This window comes from Paenibacillus ferrarius, assembly GCF_002027705.1.
GTDB classification, from domain to species: Bacteria; Bacillota; Bacilli; order Paenibacillales; family NBRC-103111; genus Paenibacillus_E; species Paenibacillus_E ferrarius.
Genome location: NZ_MBTG01000017.1, coordinates 97,653 through 121,474, shown reverse-complemented (window position 1 = coordinate 121,474; position 23,822 = coordinate 97,653). Strand labels below are relative to the sequence as shown.

The 23,822-nt window shown below is 36.8% G+C and carries 20 protein-coding genes and 1 pseudogene; 3 read left to right on the top strand and 18 right to left on the bottom strand.

What is annotated here, in order from left to right; genetic code table 11:
• Nucleotides 1-107: 107 nt before the first annotated feature.
• Nucleotides 108-1,052 carry a ketopantoate reductase family protein gene (locus tag BC351_RS19630; protein ID WP_079414433.1) on the top strand — a complete coding sequence of 315 codons (945 nt, stop codon included), beginning with the start codon at nucleotides 108-110 and terminating at the stop codon, nucleotides 1,050-1,052.
• Nucleotides 1,053-1,461: 409 nt separating this feature from the next.
• Here the strand turns inward: BC351_RS19630 and BC351_RS19625 are convergent, their stop codons facing one another.
• The 10 genes from BC351_RS19625 to BC351_RS19580 all read right to left on the bottom strand — a co-directional run bounded on the left by BC351_RS19625 (nucleotide 1,462) and on the right by BC351_RS19580 (nucleotide 17,728).
• Nucleotides 1,462-1,950, bottom strand: coding sequence for a DUF2199 domain-containing protein (locus BC351_RS19625; RefSeq protein WP_079414469.1), 489 nt, complete (start codon nucleotides 1,948-1,950; stop codon nucleotides 1,462-1,464).
• Nucleotides 1,951-2,586: 636 nt separating this feature from the next.
• The gene (locus BC351_RS19620; protein WP_158082154.1) at nucleotides 2,587-4,215 is read right to left on the bottom strand and encodes a nuclease domain-containing protein; all 1,629 of its coding nucleotides are present in this window, start codon (nucleotides 4,213-4,215) and stop codon (nucleotides 2,587-2,589) included.
• Complete coding sequence (locus BC351_RS19615; RefSeq protein ID WP_079414431.1) at nucleotides 4,193-5,590, bottom strand: McrB family protein; 1,398 nt, start codon at nucleotides 5,588-5,590, stop codon at nucleotides 4,193-4,195. Before BC351_RS19615 ends, BC351_RS19620 begins: the two co-directional genes overlap by 23 nt.
• A gap of 365 nt (nucleotides 5,591-5,955) precedes the next feature.
• A complete protein-coding gene (locus tag BC351_RS19610; protein ID WP_079414430.1) occupies nucleotides 5,956-7,821 on the bottom strand; it encodes a UvrD-helicase domain-containing protein in 1,866 nt (621 codons plus the stop codon).
• The gene (locus BC351_RS19605) at nucleotides 7,821-9,743 is read right to left on the bottom strand and encodes an ATP-dependent nuclease (protein WP_158082153.1); all 1,923 of its coding nucleotides are present in this window, start codon (nucleotides 9,741-9,743) and stop codon (nucleotides 7,821-7,823) included. The genes BC351_RS19610 and BC351_RS19605 overlap by 1 nt, the downstream gene beginning before the upstream one ends.
• Nucleotides 9,744-10,017: 274 nt before the next feature.
• On the bottom strand, nucleotides 10,018-12,057 hold the full coding sequence (locus BC351_RS19600; RefSeq protein WP_079414428.1) for a TniQ family protein: 2,040 nt from the start codon (nucleotides 12,055-12,057) through the stop codon (nucleotides 10,018-10,020).
• A 24-nt stretch (nucleotides 12,058-12,081) separates the two neighbouring features.
• Nucleotides 12,082-13,878 carry a TniQ family protein gene (locus tag BC351_RS19595; RefSeq protein ID WP_158082152.1) on the bottom strand — a complete coding sequence of 599 codons (1,797 nt, stop codon included), beginning with the start codon at nucleotides 13,876-13,878 and terminating at the stop codon, nucleotides 12,082-12,084.
• 75 nt (nucleotides 13,879-13,953) lie between these two features.
• Nucleotides 13,954-14,886, bottom strand: coding sequence for a TniB family NTP-binding protein (locus BC351_RS19590; protein ID WP_079414426.1), 933 nt, complete (start codon nucleotides 14,884-14,886; stop codon nucleotides 13,954-13,956).
• Between the two features lie 5 nt (nucleotides 14,887-14,891).
• Entirely contained in the window at nucleotides 14,892-16,964 is a 2,073-nt protein-coding gene (locus BC351_RS19585; protein ID WP_079414425.1) for a Mu transposase C-terminal domain-containing protein, read from the bottom strand.
• On the bottom strand, nucleotides 16,961-17,728 hold the full coding sequence (locus BC351_RS19580; protein ID WP_079414424.1) for a hypothetical protein: 768 nt from the start codon (nucleotides 17,726-17,728) through the stop codon (nucleotides 16,961-16,963). Before BC351_RS19580 ends, BC351_RS19585 begins: the two co-directional genes overlap by 4 nt.
• Before the next feature lie 324 nt (nucleotides 17,729-18,052).
• On the opposite strand from BC351_RS19580, the gene BC351_RS19575 reads away from it, so the two are divergent.
• Nucleotides 18,053-18,466, top strand: coding sequence for a helix-turn-helix domain-containing protein (locus BC351_RS19575; protein WP_079414423.1), 414 nt, complete (start codon nucleotides 18,053-18,055; stop codon nucleotides 18,464-18,466).
• 6 nt (nucleotides 18,467-18,472) lie between these two features.
• Here the strand turns inward: BC351_RS19575 and BC351_RS19570 are convergent, their stop codons facing one another.
• The 8 genes from BC351_RS19570 to BC351_RS19535 all read right to left on the bottom strand — a co-directional run bounded on the left by BC351_RS19570 (nucleotide 18,473) and on the right by BC351_RS19535 (nucleotide 23,255).
• The gene (locus BC351_RS19570; RefSeq protein WP_079414422.1) at nucleotides 18,473-18,784 is read right to left on the bottom strand and encodes a Mu transposase C-terminal domain-containing protein; all 312 of its coding nucleotides are present in this window, start codon (nucleotides 18,782-18,784) and stop codon (nucleotides 18,473-18,475) included.
• A 195-nt stretch (nucleotides 18,785-18,979) separates the two neighbouring features.
• Nucleotides 18,980-19,351, bottom strand: a complete 372-nt coding sequence (locus tag BC351_RS19565; RefSeq protein WP_279628350.1) for an RDD family protein — start codon at nucleotides 19,349-19,351, stop codon at nucleotides 18,980-18,982.
• A 231-nt stretch (nucleotides 19,352-19,582) separates the two neighbouring features.
• A complete protein-coding gene (locus BC351_RS19560) occupies nucleotides 19,583-19,897 on the bottom strand; it encodes a hypothetical protein (RefSeq protein ID WP_079414420.1) in 315 nt (104 codons plus the stop codon).
• A 303-nt stretch (nucleotides 19,898-20,200) separates the two neighbouring features.
• On the bottom strand, nucleotides 20,201-20,440 hold the full coding sequence (locus BC351_RS19555; RefSeq protein WP_079414419.1) for a histidine phosphatase family protein: 240 nt from the start codon (nucleotides 20,438-20,440) through the stop codon (nucleotides 20,201-20,203).
• A 311-nt stretch (nucleotides 20,441-20,751) separates the two neighbouring features.
• Nucleotides 20,752-21,453 (bottom strand): thioesterase II family protein, encoded by a 702-nt coding sequence (locus BC351_RS19550; protein ID WP_079414418.1) that lies wholly within the window; start codon nucleotides 21,451-21,453, stop codon nucleotides 20,752-20,754.
• Nucleotides 21,454-21,499: 46 nt separating this feature from the next.
• The gene (locus tag BC351_RS19545) at nucleotides 21,500-21,790 is read right to left on the bottom strand and encodes a hypothetical protein (protein ID WP_144028462.1); all 291 of its coding nucleotides are present in this window, start codon (nucleotides 21,788-21,790) and stop codon (nucleotides 21,500-21,502) included.
• Nucleotides 21,791-22,044: 254 nt separating this feature from the next.
• Nucleotides 22,045-22,707, bottom strand: coding sequence for a transposase (locus BC351_RS19540; protein WP_079414416.1), 663 nt, complete (start codon nucleotides 22,705-22,707; stop codon nucleotides 22,045-22,047).
• 104 nt (nucleotides 22,708-22,811) lie between these two features.
• Complete coding sequence (locus tag BC351_RS19535; RefSeq protein ID WP_144028461.1) at nucleotides 22,812-23,255, bottom strand: hypothetical protein; 444 nt, start codon at nucleotides 23,253-23,255, stop codon at nucleotides 22,812-22,814.
• 286 nt (nucleotides 23,256-23,541) lie between these two features.
• On the opposite strand from BC351_RS19535, the pseudogene BC351_RS44365 reads away from it, so the two are divergent.
• Nucleotides 23,542-23,708 (top strand): annotated as a pseudogene (locus BC351_RS44365) (IS256 family transposase); the annotation flags it as partial.
• Nucleotides 23,709-23,822: the final 114 nt, after the last annotated feature.

Sequence of the window (23,822 nt, the reverse complement as noted above, 5' to 3'; positions counted from 1 at the left end):
ATTAAAAATCTGATGGTTGATGACCGTATAGTGAATCTATACAATAACATTATACAACACGTTGTTTGATCATTAACAAGGATTAATATATATTTTTAGGAGGCAATATGAGAATTTTATTCTTCGGTAGAGGTGTAATATCGACCCAATATGCTTGGGCTTTTGAAAAGGCAGGACATACAGTTGAGTTTTACGTTAGAAAAGGGAGAAAAGAAACCTTCGGAAGCAGCATAGAGCTTGAAATGTGGGACGCACGAAGAGGGAAACAGCTAATAAAAGAAAGCTGGAACGTCAAACTGCATGAGGAGATGAGCCCAAATTATGATCTCATTATTGTGAGTGTCAACACGGAACAACTTCCAGAAGCAGCACAATTACTATCGACTGCTGCTGGAAACACCCCTGTCCTAATATTCAATAACGTTTGGCAAGATTTGAAATCATCGATCTCACCATTATCTATGAACAATGTTGTCTTTGGGTTCCCAGGAGGAGGCGGCGGCATCACGGACAATAGGCTTAGAGGTGGCTTTTTGAAAATGCTATTTCTGGAAAAACCACGGCTAGGCACTGAACAGATTAACAACAAGGTCAAAGAACTATTTGAAAGTGCCCATTTTAAAATTAGTTGGATAAAGGATATGCAAAACTGGCTATGGAATCACTTTGCCATGAATGCGGCTATAGAGACCGAGGTGTTAAAACTGGGAAGTTTTCCAGCACTCATGAATCATAGTGACTCATTCGCAAATGTTGGTAAGAATATGAGGGGAATTATCCCTGTACTTAAAGCAAGAGGTGCAAAGATTGATACGATTTCTCTACTGTTAACTAAGATTCCACCAGCACTTCTCGGTACGCTTTTTAACAAGGTTATTTTTGCAAAGGGCAGCTTACCACGACTTTTCATCGAATACAACAATACTAAAGCAGGTTTTGCGGTACTTGAAGTTGTGAGAGAAGCAAAAAAGTTAGGTATACCTTTAACACGTCTTACTGTGGCATTTGAAAACAATGAACAACACAAAGCTATTGAAAATTCCATCTCATAAACATTTGCAGGATTCTCTGTCATCATGCGGATAATTTTGAGCTTAGCTTTTGATTATCGCGGTACCATCCGTTGCTCGTTTATGAAGGGCAGTCGAGAACCTTCCTGAATGCCTCGCTTGCAGTCCTTTCACGTCAATGAAATTGACCTGTCTTGATATTGTTCGGATGAACATCAACTCTACTAATGATTATATAAAACTATTCTCCATCCGACGAACGGAAGCCTCATCAAATGCCCTGCGCTGAATTAATTACTTTGGTTATAACAAATATAGCCCGAACTTTAGAAACTTCGGGCAAAGTAGCTATTTATTAAAGCAGGTAAATGTGGCTCCAAAACACTACTCCCTAACCAACAACACACAGCACTCCACATGTGTCGAGTAGGTGAAAGGGATATCATGGTTTTCAAGTAACGTGATTTATTAAATGAGCAATTTCTTTTACTCTCTCTATTGTAATTCCTTCTCTTTGTTCAACTGCAAGTGGATGATCAGTCTGTTCTAGTTCTATTAACGGAACAGCGCCAACTTCTTGTGTATGTACCATTGTTTTCAACGACAGTGTAGTTACTGGATATATTGACAGCTCCGTCGACAACCAACCAAAATAAGGTTGCTCATTCTCCCTTCCTTGTACGTGCAATAATTCATTGGATTTCAAAAAATTCTCTGCACTAAGAGAAACCCAAACACTCCAAATAAATTTCTCATTACAATCAATTATCGGTATTTCAATATGTCCTCTTATATAGAAATATTGTTCATCAATTACACAAAAATCTCTAATCAACTCTGTTCTTTTCTCTTCTGGTACCGTGTAAAAATAGTACGGAGCTTCAATTTCGTAACATAAAGGAACTTCACTTAATTCATTGTTACATTGAGGGCATTTCATGGTTTCTACTCCTTTATCATTTTCTACTAAATGTTCTTTAATATGTTCAACAAAATCCTTTTCTTCTGCATCATTTTCTAAACTTTCAAGTCCATCTCTTAAATAATGTCTTCCCATCCCTCTAAACCTGAAAACCCATAAATTCCCCACCAATAGTTCATTGAACTTATCTTTACATATATAACTTTTTGAATGCAAGTAATTTTCTAACACTCCCACTCAAATTCAGAATTTCAAAGAAATCCCTTCAAATGGATACGGTTTATGAAAATGAAAAATCCCGATGTATCAAGGCTTTGAGCCACATCGGGACAGTAAGTGAATTACAACTCACATGTGGGTTATAAGATCATTTGAGACAAAAACAGCGCTAAAAAAGGCTAATTTATAACATCACATAAAGACAGTTTATAACAATAGGTCGGATAAACCCGTTGTTTTTATAAGATAGATTCGGACAATCATTTAACGATAAATTACTCGACAACCCACACAATTTTTTAACAAAATATCATATTATCTATTATCCGACGGAGAGCCATTCTCCACCGCCTCTGCTCTAGGTGCTTTTCCCATTAAATAACTCTCAAATTTCTAAAGAAAACACACCTTACCTTACATTTTATAACCTTCATACTAAATTGGAGAAATTCGAGGATCAATTATTCCCCTTAAAGTCTGCATAAGAGTTAGACTTAATCCAGGATATGCTTGTATCGCTGAGAGTCCAGCATTATAGTGAACTGTAGCCCCAGGGTAGAGAATTGCTGCAAAAGAGACTACAATTTTCCCGGATTCATTCCGGATTGCATCTCTATAAGCGTGCATTTTATCTATATCTACCTTTTTGGGTTTTCCCTGAGGTATCATAGTTTCTTCATTTATAAAATTCACAACGTTTATAATGGACTCGCTATCCAATTTGTATTTCGGATCGAACAAGATTATATCTGTCTTACCATCGCGGGTAATCTCGATAGCTATATCAGGTCGTTGCATAAAGCTTATACTGAATAATCCTTGTTGATTTGTACCATACTCTCTCTCTGTAATAAACCTAATTGTAGTTTTCGAACCCAAGTGGAACATTTCCAAGGTAGGTTCGTTGTCTGGCCAGCACTTCACTACTAATTCACCAAATCGTTTAGAGACAAGAACTTGTTTTTTTATGGAGTACCCATGCTCCAGCCCACTATTCAATAGTGCAGTATAAACTTGAAACGCACACCAACTCTGATACAGACTTGGAAGGTTCTCCAAGGGTGCAGAAAGGCGACTATCCTCCATGAAAATAACCGGGCTACGTTGAAACTCAAGATAACCCTCCAAAGCTGCACGATAGAAAGGGTTCTTTAAAAATATCATCGATTGCTGAACGTTCATCGTCACTGGCAATCGAACCTGTTCCATAAAAGTGGCTTTATGCAATGCTCGTTTGAGCTTTATCAATAATGCGGATCCCTCTTCATAGATCAAAAAATTCTCTATTGATTGCGCGGTTCGAAGAAAACGGATTAATCGTAATTTCACTTGATGACAATACAAATATACCAATCGATTTTCTTGAGTATCCGCTGAATGCTCCGCGACTCTATCCATTATACGAATTGGAGTGATTTCACTTAACATTTCGGAATATGATGCAATTGCACGTAAAAGGACTGTGGGACGTGGTTGTCGCACCCTCTCAATCTCCACCAATCTTTCCTTTTCAATGGGCAATTGATGAAACGCACTCGATAAATGTTCTAGTACACTAACAAGGCCTATCCGCTTATCATTACCTTCACTAACTCCATGTATTGCTCGTTGAACCAGTACCAATTCCTGCTGCAACGTCTTGGTACGAGGTAGATTAAATTTGACACCCCCAAATGCACCTACATTTTTCAAAGCAATGGTAACGTTAATTGGAAGTAAGTGATTAAGATCCTCAATAAGCGTACAATATGAGGATTCACTAATCTTGGACGGAAAAATCTTAATACGCAATTCCTGAACTTCTTCACCTTTATAGATCAAGATCCGATAATGACCAGGACCTGAACGGGGAAATTCACCCACAAGACGAGTCAGTCCTTTAATTTTTCTCAGTGAGAGTTCAATCTTTTCCTGATGCACTTTCAGAACATACGTTTCCCATGTACCAAGCTCATGTAAAACCTCAATTAAGCAAGGTTCCCATTCCATAGGCCTTTGTATTTCTTCTCCCATCATATCCAAAAATCTGAGGGGCTGGTTATTAGAAGTAAGTGGCGATTCCATAAGTCGTATATCCCTCATTTATTTTTAAAACCTTCTTGTGACTTATTGGGTATTCTTCCGGAGGAAGTACAGCCAGAAGAGCAGTTAGTACTTCACCGATTGCGATATTAGTACCTTTAATTTTGGGTAGGATTTTTTGGAGTATCTGCTCATCTAGAGCATCAGTCCATTTCCATCCGATTTCTTCAGCATCCGTTATATAAGCCATAATGTCATCTACCACCCTAAAGGCAAAAGGTGCTACTTGATGGATGACATCCCAGATTTGCATGACAATCTCTTGGTATGGTTTACCACTTAGATGTTTATAAAGATCCTCTCGATTTAGTTCAATCTCTATCAATTGTGCACGGTCGTAAACTTTATCGGCGAAAAGATGTGTCGTTTCATCTACGTTTACGGTACCAATTACAAATAAGTTTGGCGGAAGTAAAAGATTTTCTTCTGAAGATAATTCTATAATTGCCTCCCCTCCTCGAGAGCGAACCTCCATCAAAGAGAGAAATTTGGAGAAATAGTATTCAACTCTCGCCAAATTCATTTCATCTAAAATTACATGAAATTGGACAGGATTTCTTCCAGACTCCAAAGCTTGTTGATACTCTTCGGCAGCAGCTAGAACAAAACGGCTAAATTCAGTATGCTGGTACTGATTATGAATCAGGTGATAAAATCCTAATAAATCCTCGTTACTCATCCAATTTGGTGAGACAGGAACTATCAAATATCTTGCACCTATTGCTTCTGCATAGGTTTGAGCCATCCAAGTTTTCCCTGTACCACTTATACCAGAAAGAATGACAAAGGAACGGTTCCTCAATGAAAGATGGTATCTACCTAATGTTTTTTGAGATATTTTAAGACCAACACTTGAAAAATGGGATTCTATTTGGCTAAAAATATCAATCGGATTTCCTTCTAATTCATCTGGGTTTCCTTCACCATCCGATGTTGTAACATCTAATGGTTCAGGAATGTGTCCAGACCATTCAAACTTAATTGAATATGATTTACCCTCATTATCGTATACCGTATTAAAACTCCCATTTGTTATTAATAAATATAATTTGTAAATTATATATTTATCCCAATCTGTTCCGTTTAGAGTTTCATAAATCTCAGGTCTATCAGCGTAAGGAACTATTTCTTTATCAAGCCCATTCATAATTAAAATATCATCGCGTCTCAATGGGTTAGAACATTTAATCATATTAGGATTAAAGTCTTTATTAAAACTTCTTGAATTTAATCCTATTTGGTCAATTAATTCCCATATTTCACTAACATAGTTCGCTGTCTTCGAATATATATTAAAGTGATCATAATTAGTCCCATTTCCATTTATTCTATCAATTAAAATAGTTATTTCGCTCATAGAAACTAATCGCTCCTTAATTTATCTTTCATTCTAGATAGTGCATAATATAAAACGAATGATATCAATGGTGTAGAAGTCCCACTAAAACAAGTCACCAATCGGGCCCAACCTTTATACATTGAGTATTTCATTTTATTTAAACTCATTATCACAGTTAGTTGTACGTGGATCTAGATGAATAATGAGCCGCTCCATTTTCTTTCTTATTTATGGAACAACTAACCAGAAGAGCATGTCCTTAGAATCCACAGCTTCTAGGCTATTCTTATCAAAAAATTCGACCCTCTCACCGCAACCTTAATTTGCGAAAGAAGGCACAGCGTTAAAAAGAATAATCATCTCAGTCTCTACTGTATAGTTATCTATACTCTACGAATATCCCATCCTGCAGCCTCTAATTCTTCAATATGCGGTTCACAACCGCTCTGATGTGCTGCGACACACAATAGATGTGTTGGTCTAGTCATACCAACATAAGCCATTTTTAAAGCGGCGGAAACTGTTTCTAACCTTGGTGGTATGTGCTTCCCCTTCATATATTCAATTATTGATTCAATGTCGTACATTCTATAAAATGTTTCTAAATAAAGAGTGGCTGTATGTGTTTCACCTTTTACACTGTGAACGGTTGACAGTTGTATAGAGACCTTAAGGTTCTCTTTTTCGTGTACGTACAAATTTTGCTTTTGAATTCCGGCAATAGGCTGGATAAGTGAGGGGCCTTCTATAAATGCAGCTAATCCAGAGTTTAGATCCCCACCTAATTGCGTTATTAGATTTGTAATAAACTCTTTCAAATTAAGAATAATATCTTCTCCTATACTTAACTGCATACACCATCGAACAAGATTTTCATATAATTCATCATAAAGTTCCCTTTGATTAACTTTCAATGCTTGGTTTAAAGTTGTTTGGGTATACGGGACATTATTGCTTTTTTTTACTCCCGATAACCTAAGACTCTTAAGAATTCCCCTATTAATAAGCATTTGAATATTCCTTATTGAATCCCCACTCTGTATGGTTGCCATCTTTAAGTAATCGGTCAAACTTTCAAAATCTTGCTGTTTATTCACGTCGGGCATTCCGTAAGACTGAAAATAGGAAGGTAATGTACGTCGATCCTTAGGCTGACCTACCCACCCAATTGCTTTATAGATGGTCCTTTTTGTCTCGTGGAGCCGATGCTCAAAAATTAGATCCCCAAAAGTAGGCAATACATTAGATATAGTTTCGTCATTGTAAATAAGTAACTTAGGTGCAATATCTGGAACACTCGTATTACCTTTTAGTTCCTGTGGTTCTAAACAGATATTCTTCACCTTTTCCGCAATAGTGCGTGAAAAACGTTTACTATCAGAAATATTGAGACATTCTGCGGTTACGTTCCATCCTGCCTCTGATGAAGAATTGAAGATCGACTGATTACGATCACCAATCTTTTGAATAACCACGCTATTGGAGTCAAAACAGCGTTCTAAAAGATCGTTTTGTCTGCTATCGGTGTCCTGCATTTCGTCTATAAACACATAGACAAATCGCTCAGAGAGAATCTCTTTGATTCTAGGGTATTTCCTTAGATAATAGTAGGCAAGTGCGTATGCATCATCGTAACACAGTACTCCTTCCTGCAAAATATTCATTTTAAATTCTTTGAGCATAGGGTAGGATTTGCTGCTGGCTTTCATAATTATTGGTCCATCGAATTTCTTCGATATGCTAAAATCATCCTTATTAAATCGAAGGTCAAAGATAGAAATCCCTTTTTTGTCAAGCCAAAACTTCACACCTCTATTTAATGTTCGAGCTCTTCTTTCCGTATATTCCAAAAAAAATTCATCATCAATTCTCGCTGGTCTTTTTCCAAACATGTCAACATACGCTGGAATGGCCAGATATCGATTAACAAAAGATTGAATGGTGCCAAAATGATTCGGGTACTGAAATAAGATATCAGCATGTCCTTCAAGTCTCTCTCTTATTTCATCTACCGCTACATTTGTATGTGTCAACACACAAATACCCTGATTGGATTTTAGAGGCAGTTGCCGGGCTAATATTGAGAGTTTTGCTAATAACGTTGTTGTTTTCCCACTTCCTGGACAAGCTTGTATATCTTTTGATTCCAAGCATCGTATAATGTTACGCCTTTCTTCATCGAAAATATCACCTTCGGGCAAAAGTAATCTCTCGGCAAACTCAATCATATTATCATCAATATTGAACATTATAAATCACCCTGAGTACCACTAGTTGCATACTGAATGGCTTCTACAATATATTTTAATTTTTGATCACCAATTATTTTAGATTTTAGGGTAACCTTATCTGGCTGTTCGTGAAGAATCTTAGCCAAACACTGCGCAACTATAGCCTTGGATACCTTATTTCCTCTTTTAAGCATAATGCCCTGGTAGACCTCAAAAGCAATTTCATCACTTGACTTTCCTTCTTGTTGCCATTGAACAAACGAGGACTCTACCTCTTCGTCACATTCCTTTTGTTTTTCAGGCGTTAACCCATATCGTTCACTTCCCTGAATCCTCTTCGCATACAAAACAGCTCTATAGAATTCTTTTGTCAAATTTCCACCCGCAGCTAAGTCATATTCTAAGGTCCATAATGAAGATACAAAAGCTTTTACCGATTGGCCTGAATAATATTCAATTTTCCGCTTCCGGTTCGCTTCAGGGTCTATTTCAGCTTGAGTTGTTGCATCTGCATCTACTGTTTTATACAGATTTGGTTTAATGTCATTGTCGGTTACTACCGCAACTGGTATGTTCATTTTACCTTTAGACTCGTCTTGCCTTTGGAATATCTTACAGTACCGAAGAAAAGCAGTGCTACTAACATTAACTAGTGATGTTCCATACCTTGAAAGTGGTCTATCAATAATTTCAGCGATTGTCGGAAGTAATAGGTGTTCAGCATCCCCTTCAACCAGAATGACTCCTTTAGCAAAAAACAAATTTGCTTTTGTTGAATCCAAAAATCTTTCCAAGAAGGAGTAGTCTCCCTCCTCCAATAGAGTTGATTCGGAATTCATCGGAAAACACAGAGCATTATTACAAAGAATTAAATTTTTTAAGGAGACCTTTGAAGCAAGTACTGTACTATGCGTGGTTAAAATAAGTTGAATTCCTAATCTCTCTGACTCCAGTTGAAGAAACTCTATTAATCGAAGTTGAGCTTGAGGATGAATATGAGCTTCGATTTCCTCAATTAGTGCAACTTTTAATCCAGAATAATTTTCACGATTTAGCAATAACAACTCAACAGCAATAAATAGTAAATTGTGGGATCCTAAACCTGATTTATTTAAGGATAGTTCCAAACTTAATTTCTCAAGAATGGTTTTTAGTTTCATATCAGTTATAGAAAATAAGGAGTTCAAAGGTGTATTAATCGGTGTGAATTCTTTCAAATAGGTATTGATTTGCACTAATAACTGTTTACCGTTTTGATCTTCAATATCCTTTTGCCCGTCAAATCCTTCAAAGTAATGGAGAATTGCTTTATTGGCCTGTTCCATTGCTTGAATCAGATAATGCGCTTCCTTATCATCAAATGCTTGGTGATTATCTAATATATGGGAAAGTCTAGAGTTTTTTCGCGGCGCGAGTTCGCTTTCTGCATCTCTAAGTGGTTTTAAGTAAGTTGTTTTCAACATTGCCCTTGCTTCACTATTCATTTGACTGCCTTCATCGTCGGTTCCAGCCTTCACGTCATAAAAAACTCTTCTTCTTTTACGTATTCCTTTTAAGAAAACCTTCAAATAATATTTCTGTTGTGCACCATCACTTTCAATACTTAACCACTCAAGAAAGTTTTTTGCCTCATGTGGTTTAATATCACGAAACAAACACTGGATTTCCAATGTATTGGTTCGGTCTTCCTCATTCGTTTTTCCAACGGGCATATGAAAGTCATCGTATTCAAGTTTTATAAAGTCATTGCTGTGGGTTGTTAAAACTAACTTAATAGCATCTATAATAGCCGTCTTCCCTGAATCATTTTCTCCTACAATCAAATTCAGCCCAGCATTAAAGGTTAAGTTTAAACCCGGTTTTACTTTATTAGTTCCAGGATCTTGCTCTCCGCTACCGTATTTTCTGAAATTCCAGATCTTCAATTCTGCTAGAAACATATGCCAAAACATCCCCTTATTCAACTCAATACTAAAAAAGGATTCGACAATTTATTCGTCATTTCCTTTTTTAGGTAATAGTAATATATTATTTTACTTTTATTACAAAGCACTTCGCTTGTTGATATTTAAAAAACAAAAAGAGTACCTCTAAAAAAGAGATCCTCTTTCTTTATAAGCTAGGGAGAAAATATCCTCATAAACGATTTTCTTTTTTTGAGTTCTGCTATTATGTACAATTCGAAACTTCCAAAATATTGTACCAGTTCTTACCTCAGTTTGCGGTAATCAAACCATCTATCACTTCATTATAATAAATACCAAGTTCAGTTTCTCCAACAAGTTTTTCAATCTTAATTTGAGAATACTTTGCAACATTTTTTTTTGAGATTCTTATGTCTTGATCTATAAAGTATTGAATCGTTTCTTCAATTATTTTCTTTTCCCGCCTATTCGTTATTGCTTCCTGCTGTTGTTGCGAGACCTTCACTTGGTCATTGATCCATTGTGCAAGATCAGGGCAATTTTGAACTAACCATGCTCTCCCCTTTCCGATTGCTATATAAATACTGTTACAATTGAAGGGGATCTCACTTTCCAGCATTCTAGTAACATATTCCCTAGTTACTGACCAATAATGATTACGTTGATCAGATTTAATTGATTCTTTCTGAGCTTCACGTGCCGCGGCAACTTCATCGTATAGGTTGTAATAATTTAATATGTGGATTGACACACCGTAAACTTCATGAAATTCTTTTAATGAAAATACCCGTTTCTCTCGATCACATGCATCCATGTAATCTGCGAGCTTGTTACTAAGTTCTTTATGTACTCTTGGCTCTTTTTCTTGCTTTCTGCTTTTAGACAATAAATATAATTGAACTTCATTATTATAGTAATTATAATAAAAATTCAGTAAATTCCATCCGAAAATTGATTTAGCCTTTTGTGCCATTCTTTTTTTATAATTGCCTGCCTCATTCCAGAGCTTTTCGAATTTACTTACTAGTTCGGAATCGGGCTTCAAATCTCTAAGGTACCTGAATTCGGTCGGTATCAGTATCTGATTATACATGTAACCTATTAACTCATTAACCTTTATCAATGATATACCTGGAATCAATTCAACCATTCTGTTTCGTGATAATCCTGCTTCAAGCATAGGTTGAATGTATTTCAATATTAAGTTGGATACATTTCCAATCTCGCTCCATACCTCAGTATTACGCTGATAACCATAAGGAATAAAGCAAGACTTACAAATCGCTGAGGAATGATGTGTCTCATTACCTCTTGTTAAAAGCTCATATTTAAGCATATCATCATGTGTACCTCTTGATTTACACCATGGAGTCTGACATGTTCCAAGTTCTATTTTTGGATTATTATCAAGAATGGAATTAATATAGTCTTGATTTACTGATATACTCCCAAATTCATCTATTGCAATCTCACTCTTCATTAGGAACCGAATCATAATTCCTATAATGGAAAGTTTTATCTTAGTTCTTTGCCCTCGTAATAGCAGCCTTAGAAACTTAATCTCATCCTTATTCAAAAATTGTATGTGACTGTTTTTGTAACTCCGCTCTTTAGATTGACCAAAATATAGCATCCTTAGCGCTAATGACTGCTTCCGATCGAAGTGCCCGATATTCACGGTAAAATCCTTATTGGAGTACAATAACCGTTTCCAAATAGTGTATAGTTTGTTTTGATTCAAGATTAAATCATCGTAATTAACGGGAGCATCGTCCTCATCATTTCCGTAAGAAAGAGGAAATGAGCAATATCCACAAATGATTTCCTTCATTTGGTTTCTGATGTAAGACTGTCGCTTCCCGCATTTATTACAAGTTGATTGCAATGTTATTCCATGAATGTCACATACTTTAATATCTTTAATTTGCCAAAGTAGTTGAAATCCGTTGCTATGTAATAAACATTTCCTACAAAATCGTCGGTAATTTGTTTCCAATAGTAAACTTAATTGCAATGAAATGTTGTCTATCTCATCTAGAGGGTTATTATAAAACTTTACGACGGCTGGATAAAATGTATGATTAAGCAACTTTTCTTCACTCATACATAAAAGCTGGCTTAGCAAAAAAGTATTAATTTGCTTGAATGGAAAAAGATCTAAATGAGAATATCTCCTGGATTGCATTTGATAGTATGTTCGAACATTAATATGTTGAAGAATCTTTGTAAATTCAGTACCATTCGCTTCAGCTATCCGGAATAAATAACTAGTAAGTGCCTCCCTTTCTTTAATTTTTGGTCTGACCCCGTATCTCCGTTCAACATTCATAATTACACCTCCTACACTTTACTACTAAGCTGCATCATGTGCTTGCAAGTTGTGTTCTTTCCTCATCTGCTCAATTTTTTCAGCGAGCCAAAATGCATGAAGCTTAAGATACGGATATTGTACATTGATTGCTGCATAAAGCTTCTGTGAGAAGATTTTCTCTCCAACATGTTTATCAAAATATGCAATTACCTTCTGTTCAATTTCTTGTATTAACTTCTCGCGCCTATGCTCCGTTTGCTTTATCCTAAAACTAATTACAACATCAGAACAATCTTTGCTTCTAATTGTGGTTGATGAGGTGCCAGCTGCCAGTGATACGGATGGCAGATTGATATTAATATTATTCTTTAAAAATTCCTCGCATGTAGCAGTTATCAGTTTTTTAAAGCACGGATCGCTGTTCTTTCCCGACTTCTGCAAATAAGGGTTAGTAATTAAAATACTTATAACCTTGTGATGGAATCGGTATAACAGATACTGATCATAATTAATCCATTGTTGCCAAAACCGTATCTCTTGTATATCCGTACCTTGTTGAATCTTATCTACAAGTAACTGTAATAATTGATTATCAATTGCAGGTATGCAGTCAATACATTCATATGCGAACGTTCTTCGAGATTGAAAGTATGCCAATACTCTCCGAATACGGTCACGCTTAAGTCCCATCACCTTTTCCTTCTCAGGCCATGTTAGTTTTGATATATTTATTTTTTCCAGAATGGTAAACGCATGAATAAAATAGGTCCTTTCAACAAGATGTTTTTCACTATCCAAAGCATATTCACAACCACATTCTGGGCAGGCCATGTAATACGTAAGAGCCTTTCCCCTTTTCACGCTATTCATGGACCCTGTAGCTATGAGAAGTCCTTTTTTTCCGTAATTCAGACACCAAGGTGCTATACATGAATTAGTGGAAGCCCAGTGACCAATACTTTTCTCATGAAGTGAATCTATAAATTCAGTAGGAAGAGTGAGTTTCAAGAAGTCTTTTATATGAATACCTTGAGAATAGAGAGTTGATAGGAGCATGGAAATATGTACTGCCTTTTTTTTAGTTAAAGTCCCCCTAGCACATTGTAACAGTTGCTCAAGACGACCTTGGTAGCCATTCATCTTCACAAGTTCCTTACTATACTTATTTTGTTGTTCATTCAGAACATATAATATTCTTAAGGCAGTCTCAGATGACGAAAGCCTGTTTCCTGAGTAGTTCAGTAAGTATTTCCAGTTATCAATTAACCATTCTTGATAATTCAATTCATTCTCTGATATATCTTTATCCGTTTTAACATCAGACAATTTCTTACTACAGTGAGGACAATGATTGATCACTCGGATATTCTTGTATTTAATAGGTTCTAAACATTGACAACAAGTACTTAATAGCTTACACCGGTGCTCAAAACACATGTTAATACCATCAATTTTCCATAACAACGAGAGTTGCTTGGAGTTCTTTAAACAGTCTGGGCAATAAAATAAATTCTCTCTTATCATGTTATTTAAAACTCTACAGCTCTCGCCCTTTGCTGACTCATTAAATATATTAATTACATTTGTAAACGTGCTATTGTTTATTTCATAATGCTTTAAACTGGTCACGTAACAGAGTTTATCCAGATTAATAATACTTCCGGGATAGAAGTCCACTCGTTTTAAATCTCCTGAGTGCATTCTAAACTTTTCATTTAACTTGATCATCTCTAGCAGAATCAGGATATCAACACCATGAGAATCAGCAACACTTATTAAATAACTAAGCAATGATTCATCGTGAGCTATTCTCCTTTTAATTGGATATTTTTTGAACAATTCTATCACCTACCGAAAATAATGATATTCTCATTATTCCCTGATAGATAATAGATTAGACTTACTTATTTCATTTTAATAGCCTTTTGCTAACATCACTTTGAACTCGTCCTCCGTGAGATCTCCATTTATGTTTTGATAGGCTTGTGTTAATACTTCAATGGTATGCTCCGTAAACTCTAACTTAGAGAAATCGTTAAAGTTTTCATCAAATACACCTAGAATAGAATAAAATTCTTGAAGCACAGGTGTGAGGATACCTAAGAGCCCATTACTCATCCTATGAAGGATCACTGGTAGTAAAGTATTTACATCACCAAAGCCCAACTTGGTTGGTGGGTCGAGATGATCTTCAATTGTTCTCAGAAGTTCACACCATTCTTCATCACATTCATTGAAACGACTCATTAGAAGTTTTGGATACCTTCGAAAGTTCTGAAAGTTGATTTTCAGTAAGCATTCAGCCTCTGGTGTGCCTTGCAAAACAAGAGTGATATTCGCCTTGTTGGCAACCTTTTTAATAGCATTCATGGCTGCCTTATGAGGAACATTTGAAGTTAATATATAATCAAGTTCATCCAAAATCAGCACTTCAACTTTTTGTTTATCCAACAGATGGAAAGCTTGACGCTGTGCCTCACCGATGGTAATTCTTTTGGGTATCTCAGGAAATCCTAAAGCATATGAAATATTTTGATACAGCTCCTTAATAGTAAACGGATCTGGTAACTCCATATACACAACTGGTCTAATATCAATCTCTTCCATTCCATCTTCACTTACTTCAGTAAACCCTTCATTATTACTTGTATATCTTAAGGCCATTTGGCTCTTTCCTACGCCAGATGGCCCAATTACCGATATATGCCTTTGACCATATTTGGTAGCTGCCACTTTATACTTGTTTTGTGTACGAATTGAATCAAGCATCGACCATATTTGATCAATTTTAGGATGAGATACATTCAGGTTAGCAACTCTTGTTGCAAATGCTAAATATGAATTCATGTAAATTAACCCCTTTGCAAGTGAATAGATTTGGCACTAAGTAATAAATCGTCAAGAGAAACCGTTGCAGTCGATGGAATGCCTTGTGATCTACCATTGGTTATGGTAACTGTTCCACCTATCTTTTCATTCATTTTTCTTGAGGTTTTCTTTTGGGTAAATGTTTTACTAATCATCTCTTGCAGTTCAGTTCTGCCCTGTATTACTAAAGCATCCGTCATATGATTCTTACGTGTTAATAAGCCCTTTTCCCTTAAACGATCTTTGACTTTAAGCCATTCATAGCGGGTAAGCCCTTGAAGTACTTTAGGGGAAGGATATGTCGCAGGTACAGTGACAAATTCCCCTGTATCGGGAAGTTGAATGTATATGTATGAAAGATCGTCATCATCATATTTGATCTTGTATTTAACATTTCTTTTGGCTATTAAATATTTAAGAATATCCGCTTGATAATGAATATGATCTTTAGTGATTCCATCTTTTGTGTAAGGATGCAGTGCACTAGGCATCAGTTCAACAGATAAGAACTCCTCATCTTCCGGGGCAATGAATGGTGGATTTCCATGCTCTTCGCAACCGGAACTATATCGAACCAAAGGAACGCTACAATCTATAGGAAGCCCCTTATGCTCTTTGTAGTGATACACGTCGACAATCCATTTTGCGACGAATTTTTCAACTTCTTTTATTGTCAATCGAGCTTCTGCTGACGGATCTCTATCCCCTTTATCCTGAATATTTGAACCTGTATATCCTGGTAATTGACTAATGACTCCAGTGTTAATAGATCCCATTAATCTTTCTATCACACCTCCATAATGGGGTGTTTTTCTAGGACGGTACCTTACTTCAGATTCTAACGTTTCATTAATCATTCTCTTTACATGATCACTTGTAAAATCCGAGCCATTGTCTAAATAGATGACTGAAGGTACTCCAAAAATTGGCCATTCATTTGTAGTACCATATCGTTCCTTTGATCGCTTACATAAAATCCCTTGATGAATAGCTTTTCTTACTTTATTAGAGGAAGGGTCGTCTATGGAAAGATGCATGCACCAAATCATTCTGCTATATACATCAATTCCCAGAGTGATAAATGGTCTTCCTATTGGAAGCCGTGTTGTTTCTTCCGCAACAATAATATCTAGCTTGGTATGATCAATTTGAACAATATGTAGCGGATACTGTGCAGTTTTCTCGGAGTATCCTCTCTCAGTTGTGGAATAGGCCTCCATACCCTTCTTGCCATCTCGAAAAATAGCAACAGTCTTTTTACTGAGCTGCCTAATAAGAGAGCGTACTGTAATTTGAGGTAACTCTGTAATACCTTTCTTTTTACACTTGGATAACATAATTTCTGATATCTTACTAATCTTAAGTCGTTTTGTTGATAAGTAATCGTTTTGTATGGTGTCTTTAATAATTTGATGGTACTCTACTGGATATTTGGTATATATAATATCTACCACTTCATCAGGATTCTTAGGACTACAAATTTCTATCGCATATGTATCTTTTCTCTGTTTATACTCTTTGTCATTTGCCCTAACAAAACACTCGATTGCTCGACCTATGGCTACTGATCTTTGTTGTTTCCTATAGTTGTTTAAATAACGCATGAAGGTGGATCTACAAATAGATTTTTTGTTTTTTTTCAACTGCTTTAATATCCTTTTGACCAGTTCCTCTTGTGATAATTTCCTTATATCTTCATCTTTCTTAAGAAAGGTACTGATGTACTTTTCTGTGAATTCAATCAATGCCTTCATATCATTGCTCTTAATCTTTTCAAGTAGCAATACAGGATGAATAAGTTCGTACTTCCAAGTTACTTCATCCCTCTTTTCCTTCGTTAGTTTTTCAAGAACCGATTCATATTCTCCCTGTTTCTTACGATCTGCTTTTCCTCCACGGAAGCTGGAATCGGAAAGAATCTGTTCAAGACAAAATTCATATGTATCAAAATTGCCATCAGTTCGTTGAAGAACTATAGAGCCTCCTTTAAATGCAACAATCTTATAGTTACGCCCAATAAATTCAATTTCTTCGTTAAGAAGGAGATTCCGCTTCATTCCGTACCTTCTTCCTTGCCAAAAAAGCGCTTGTCTAAAAGATTGGCATTGGAATTTGCGGGGATATGTATAACACTGTCACCAGTAATTTTTTCTAGAATATTTGTATGTATTAGTCCTTTTGCTAATAGATGAAAAGTCAAAGGCCTAGCCTCGCTTTGATTAAATGCAGGATAAAAACTTTGCGCTAATTCGTTAACTAACATAGGTTGACCTAGTTTCACTTTGAAAATAGCGTCATCTATAAGATATTCATAATACTTACGATGTCGCAAATAACCGTGCAGATAAGTGATATTTTCCAAAACTACTTCAGGAATCCTCTTCGGATAAATCACATCATACTGCCAGTTTTGTTCCTTCGCCATTAGTTCACAACGTTGGTTACAACGAAGAAATTTCTCTCCAAGATCCCCTGGAGCCTCTTTGATTTGATAAAGCAATGGCTTGCTACCATTTCGAAACACTAGTACATCAGGCACATGCTGCCAAAATTTTTTATCCCCAATCTTCGATAAAATTGGTATTGGTACTTCAACAGGCTGAACATAATATCTGATCGTCTCGTGATCCAGCTCCAGATAGTAATAAAAATAACATTCATTTAAGGAATGATATTGTACGGTACGCTTCATTTTGTGACTATAGAAACTGCCAATAATATGTGGTTTTTGCCAGCTAATCTTATTATCCACTCTGCGTTTTGGATAAAATTGCTTATCTTCTTCAATCCAATTCTTATTTAAATATTGATGTTGACACATTTTAGTTACCCCCCACTTTTAATATTAGATAGAAATAAGTTCTAGCAATTTCTTTGAATTACTTAATAAACATTTAATATTTTATTCCTCAATCCCTCAAAGTCTATTTCTTATTCCAATCCAGCTAATAAATTCAATTCTTTTATACTACTTTGTAGTACATACTACATTCATTGAATAACTAAGTAAATATATTTTTTATGTGTATGTATGAATTTTACATACATTGCAGAGGATTTTTTCATGGTAAAATAGTAATATATTAATTAATATATATATATTGTTAAAATTATTTAATCTCAAGTATGCAAAAGGGGGATCAACTTGAATTATTCTTTAGGTCAATACTTAAGATCGCTGCGCGGTAAAATGTCATTACGCGAAGCAGGCAAAAGAAGCAACCTAAGCTTTACTTATATACGTGATTTAGAATTAGGTATAAATCGTTCAAATAACTCTCCTCTTCATCCATCGCCTGAGACTTTAAAAAAGCTTTCAGAAGCTTACGAATGTTCATTCGATGACATAATGAATCAAGCTGGTTTAACAATATCTAATGAAGATCCACAATTAAATACGAGCACAAAATCAGTAGATAATGATGAAAATCCCGATTTGATCAAAATTCTAAAAATGGAACCTAAAGTCTCAGTTGGCACGTACTTTCTTTCACCAACTGATAAAATAAAGTTAATGGAAATCATGGAAACCTTATTTCTCAAGTATAAAAACCTTTAACTATAATTAAGCATGCTCATTTAATTTTCTAACTACATTCCTTTGCTCTTTAAGCTTTTGAATACTATTAAAGTATCTTCTCAATTTAACACTTGAGATTTCATTGAAATATATCATATTGCAGATTAACCAATCTTGGTCATCGTAAATATGAATGCATGTTAGATCGTTCGGATCATATACTGTAACAATCTTCCATTCTCCTCTCTTCCTAGCTATTTCAAACCATTTACGTGAGATCGCTTCTGGACATGAATAGTAATTTGATTTTAATAAAATGCCCTTCTCTGTTACTTTTGCTAACTCTATGTATTTCATAATATTGCACCTCTTTCATAGATTTATATTCCCTATTATATCCGTATATCTATATTTTATAACTATTCGGATATTTTTTCTTAGTTCCCTTCAACCATTCATAAACGAAATGAAAGCCACCTGTTTGCGTCAGCAAATCAAGCAGCTTTCTGTGTTGTTAGATTATCTTTAAGATAATTCCATGTTCAAATGCAATCAAGTTAATTCAGGTTCTTTAATACTACGTACCACGTCAACAAAGCTCGGCTCTGCATTTGCTGATTTTTCAGGTGGCGTAATCTTATCAACATCCTCACGTTTTACCACGTATGTCTTTGCCAGCATATCGCAGATACGTTGACGCTTCTTAGATATTAGTTCGACGATGCCAGCTAACCCACCACCGAACATCAATGGATTCGCTTCAATGACGTTTAGTAATGTACGAATGAAAAACTTTAGCAATCCTCGTACTTTGCCTTCCGCATTCACCACTCGAATACGAAATAACCACTTACCTATTTTCATGCCTAGTAAACCTTCCATGATGAAGATATACGAGAAAGATAAGGCAATCCATAGCCATATTGTCTTTTGATAGATTGCTTCTCCTAAAGTAACGACTGGGGGTGCGGGGATGAGCTATATAATGACTCCATCCACCCACAATGCTCCCCACCACCGCGCGATCATGTTGAAGCGGTATTTTGATACATTGAGAGTTTTGCTAATAACTGGCCCCTAAACTGGCTGCCTACCATTGGTGTTATTGAACAAACGTTCACCGTTAGTGAAATCCCACTTCGTTTTGGTAGATAGTCAGTTAGTTAAATAATTATCATTCAAAGTTGAGACTATTGCTATAAATAATCTTTGTTGCAGTTCTTTAATTTGATTTGAATCCTGTATGTAACTAAACTGTTTATTTACCTCGAAGTAAAATAAAAAGAGTTTATACGAGAGGCTACGAGAAATTATATTCTGACCATTCAATAACTCTTTTACATTCTCTAAATATACAAACATTTCCATAAATTCATCAAATAAAATTTCTTTTTTCGCTCTTAGCGGAGGAAGAATCTTAATTATTGTTTTTCCTATTAAATCCTCCAACAGCTCCAATTGATCACTCAAGTACTCACCCCTGAAATCACATTTTTTTGCTATCGTATCCGTTGAATCGTGTTTGACTCCATAGAAATCTTTTAACTTTAGCCATGTCTAGAACCAAAAGGTTTTCACTTTATTGGGTTTCGATATCTCTATCTCAACATCTTTTTTAAATATATAAACTGTACCATCTCTAGTATTTAAAGTATCGCAAAATCCAAAAGCTCCCGTTTCCGATTTGTCTACACCCAGCAGCCTGCTCATTAGTTGCTGCCGGTAGTCTGTTATTTGTTGTACTATCTTCTGTGTTAGCTTAATTCACATGTGCTAAAGATGCTTGGTACAGTTGTATAATTGACATGCCCAATCGTTGTTAGTATACGTAAGAATTGTTAAAGAGGTATTATCTATATACGTTTTTTTGCACTGTTGCGGTAAAAGATGTTGCAATGACAATCCAATCAATGCCCCATGACTTACAATTAAAATCCTCTTATCGGCATGTTCTACAATCTGTTCTTCAAGAAAACTTAGTCCAAGCTTGGCGACCATTTGGAAATCTTCCATACTACCCAGCGATTTCAGCGTTTAATTTACCACCAAATGGCAGATAAAAATCGCCTGGCCGCAAGAGTTGATTACCTGTTTCGTCTATATATTGATACTTCATTTTAATCACTCCATGTGCACGGATTTTCAACCACTTTCACGTGATTCCATGCATATATATTCAACATGAAGTGCCTTAAACCCTTTTTATTACTATGTTATTACTGGGTTTTCGGTTCGTTCAGCAAGCCCTATTTAATGAGCAAATAGATCAAATAGATCGCATTTTCAAGACTGCCAAAAGCCCAAACTTACATTCTAGTAATCACTTAAGTGTTATTGCACTTAAGCGTTTGGTTAATAATCTTAGTTATATTTCCAATATTATTATTTATAAAAAAATGACTTCCTTCAAGATTATAAACTTTAAATCCTTTATCCGTATGATATTTCCAAGCTAATATTTCTTCTAAAGTTATATCATCTTCTTTTCCATTTAAAATTGAAATATCACATTGAATTTTATCTTTCTTTTCTTTGTAAAGATACTTTTCTAACATTTTAAAATCATTTCTAAGAATTGGAGTAAACATTTGAAGCAATTCTTCATTTTCTACTACATCTTGTGATGTTCCGCCTAACGCAATTACCTCTTTTATAAACTCGTCATCTGGTAATAAATATATCTGCTTTTCTCTCCTTGGTACATTCGGTGGCTTATATCCTGAAAAAAATATATGTTTTGGTAATCTAAGATTTTCTTTATTTATCCTATAGTATAACTCATAGGCTAAAAGACTTCCCATACTATGTCCATAAATAGCATACTCATAATGTAATATCTTATCTTTTATATTTTTAAATATGTCCTCAACAGCTTCCTCTAAGTTTTCATAAAAATCTTCATTGATCCTCTTTCCTCTTCCTCTAAGTTGAATCGGTTTTAGATGCACTGAAGAATATAAATAGCTTTTCCATTTATAGTATATTACTTCCGATCCGCCTGCATATGGTAAACAAAATAATATCATTTAATATCCCCCTCTACTTATTTAAGATTAAATCTAATATACTTGCTCAACTTTCGCAGCTCAAATTACCGAGTAAACCCTTGATGTACATGGGTAAATCAGCTATCCCATTTTTGGAGATGATCGTTTGTTGCGTTTGTTCTTTGCTGCAGCCATGTCCAAGAACAATATCATGAGTTGCTGTAGGGCAGTTTGGTAATTGACGGAGCTCCTCTGCTTCAGAAAGCAATGATTCCTGCATGATGTAATGATATGATGCCATCAAGCTATGATAATATTGTTTCCATCGATTAATCATCCCTTGTTCTCTTTGGCTATGAGATCTGTTGCCTTTCAAATTTGAAACTCCATCCCTTCCTAAACTATCGGCAGCCGATCATGCGGCCAATTAACTTCTCAAATTACCTGTGTAAATTGATTCTATTTGACGTCGTCATCAATTCCTAGTTTACAACATCGATATATTTGTTAAATGCATCATCAATAAATTGTTTAGATATGTTTTCTACAGCCACTTGAAATTGCTTCGTTACCAAATGAAATTTGAGTTCCTTCAACCAAACACTTTATGTAGGGCTTGCTGAACAAGATTCATTCCATTCTACGCCCAACGTAAGTCTCTGAAACAGAACAGTCTGATGAAAAGCAAAAAGAGAACCGCAGTCGCCTCTCCAGATTCATGACCAGAAACTGAAGGACAATGACGGTCAAACTGGTTTCAGCGCCACGCGCACTAATGCGACCCAGACCTAATTTGCACTTGCCTTCTCTAAATTTTCCTTCGATCGCATTACTCAGCACAGCGTCCTGGCGCTCTTGCCGACGTTCGGCGACTTCACTTTGCTCTTTCGAGGGTCTGCCGAACTTCGGGCCACTGCAATAGTTCAAGTTGTCTCGACTGCGGTAGATTTTATCGGCTAGAATGACAACAGGATAATACCCGAATCGCTGTCTGTACGCTTCCACCGATGCCTGCAGCGTGGTTGCCTCGTTGAAGCTGTCCCATTGTGCCGTTTCGATCCAAGCGTAACCGTTCACCAAACTGACGGCGATTTTGGCGCCGAACACCACGTTCGCTCCAGCTTTGCCTCGAACCATAGGACGTACATGCGGCTGTTCGATACTGACGATGCGATCGGCGACGATATGTGTTTTCTTCTCCATCATTTCGCGCTGCTGACGGTAGAGCTCCGAGATGATCAGAAGCTGGCGATAGTGTCTTTTGCTCAATTCCGCGAGAGGCGTTTGCTTCACGAGGGCTTCAATAATCCGCAGATCCCGCCCACGTAGCCAAGTTGCTTTTTGATTACTTTGCGGATCACCTTGCTCGATGCCTTACGTTGCTTGGAAACACTCAGCTACGATTTTCTAGCTTTCTCACGGTACGTGCGCGGCTTCTCCATCGCTCCGACATGGGGACGGTGTAGCACGCCAATGATGTCTTCCAGGATTTCACGGGCGTGATTCAGCAGCCCCAAGTCAGTCGGATACTTGATGTCCGCAGGCGCGCATGTCGCATCCAGCATGAGGGTGCCCTTGTTCGTGACTTCCTCTACCTTGGCGGCTGTAGGTGGCAGGACGTGTAGCTTTTTCGCCATGTTGCGGGGTTTCTTCGCCACAGCAGGGGGCTCCTCGGGAACGGAGAAAGCGTCCCCTACCTCCATAGTGAGCTGCGAGCCGCCCGCGTCGTTGTCATCGTCTTCGCGATCTCGCTTGGACGATTTCAATTTCGCCTCGGCCTCTCGCTCTGCTTGCTGTACGGCTTGGGCGATCCAGTCGTTCACTTCAGCCAAGATTTCCAAGCCGAGCCGTTCCCGAAAATGGTATGTTATCCCTGTTACAGCAGGATGCCCCCCATGCATGAACTGTCGCCCATGATGTACATTTTCCGGCTCGGAATAAGTGTTAATATTGACCCAGATGCTCCGGCAAGGAGCATTGATTCGGTTCAGCCTAAGAGTCGCAAAGTATCCTAGCTCGTTTCATAACATTATTAGACTATGCCACACCAAATGAATTCGAGCACGCCTATTACTATAACACTGTGAAGCAATAAAATTTGTGTCTACTATCTTGACAGAGATCCATTCGACGTTATTTGCTTATCCGCCCGATCTGCGTAAGTTGATCTACACACGAACATGATCGAGGGATATCCCCGGCAGCTGCGCAAATGGACAGGCCGAGTGCAGAACGGGGAACAAATTTTACTGCAGCTTACCATTTGTTATCCTGAGCGCGTCCAGGTGCGTTAAGCGGTTTGAGGTGGAGGCTGGTCGCCGGAGCGAGTCAGGCTCCTTAGAGCCACTTCGGCCACCGCGGGAGCACCGAACCCGTTAGAACCTCCATTGTTCTTTCAAAGGTTACAC

Bases quoted from the DNA above. Each gene is read 5' to 3' on its own strand.
- BC351_RS19630 (WP_079414433.1), top strand. From the start codon at position 108: ATGAGAATTTTATTCTTCGGTAGAGGTGTAATATCGACCCAATATGCT.
- BC351_RS19625 (WP_079414469.1), bottom strand. From the start codon at position 1,950: ATGAAATGCCCTCAATGTAACAATGAATTAAGTGAAGTTCCTTTATGT.
- BC351_RS19620 (WP_158082154.1), bottom strand. From the start codon at position 4,215: ATGGAATCGCCACTTACTTCTAATAACCAGCCCCTCAGATTTTTGGAT.
- BC351_RS19615 (WP_079414431.1), bottom strand. From the start codon at position 5,590: ATGAGCGAAATAACTATTTTAATTGATAGAATAAATGGAAATGGGACT.
- BC351_RS19610 (WP_079414430.1), bottom strand. From the start codon at position 7,821: ATGTTCAATATTGATGATAATATGATTGAGTTTGCCGAGAGATTACTT.
- BC351_RS19605 (WP_158082153.1), bottom strand. From the start codon at position 9,743: ATGTTTCTAGCAGAATTGAAGATCTGGAATTTCAGAAAATACGGTAGC.
- BC351_RS19600 (WP_079414428.1), bottom strand. From the start codon at position 12,057: ATGAATGTTGAACGGAGATACGGGGTCAGACCAAAAATTAAAGAAAGG.
- BC351_RS19590 (WP_079414426.1), bottom strand. From the start codon at position 14,886: ATGAATTCATATTTAGCATTTGCAACAAGAGTTGCTAACCTGAATGTA.
- BC351_RS19585 (WP_079414425.1), bottom strand. From the start codon at position 16,964: ATGAAGCGGAATCTCCTTCTTAACGAAGAAATTGAATTTATTGGGCGT.
- BC351_RS19580 (WP_079414424.1), bottom strand. From the start codon at position 17,728: ATGTGTCAACATCAATATTTAAATAAGAATTGGATTGAAGAAGATAAG.
- BC351_RS19570 (WP_079414422.1), bottom strand. From the start codon at position 18,784: ATGAAATACATAGAGTTAGCAAAAGTAACAGAGAAGGGCATTTTATTA.
- BC351_RS19555 (WP_079414419.1), bottom strand. From the start codon at position 20,440: ATGGAAGATTTCCAAATGGTCGCCAAGCTTGGACTAAGTTTTCTTGAA.
- BC351_RS19550 (WP_079414418.1), bottom strand. From the start codon at position 21,453: ATGATATTATTTTGTTTACCATATGCAGGCGGATCGGAAGTAATATAC.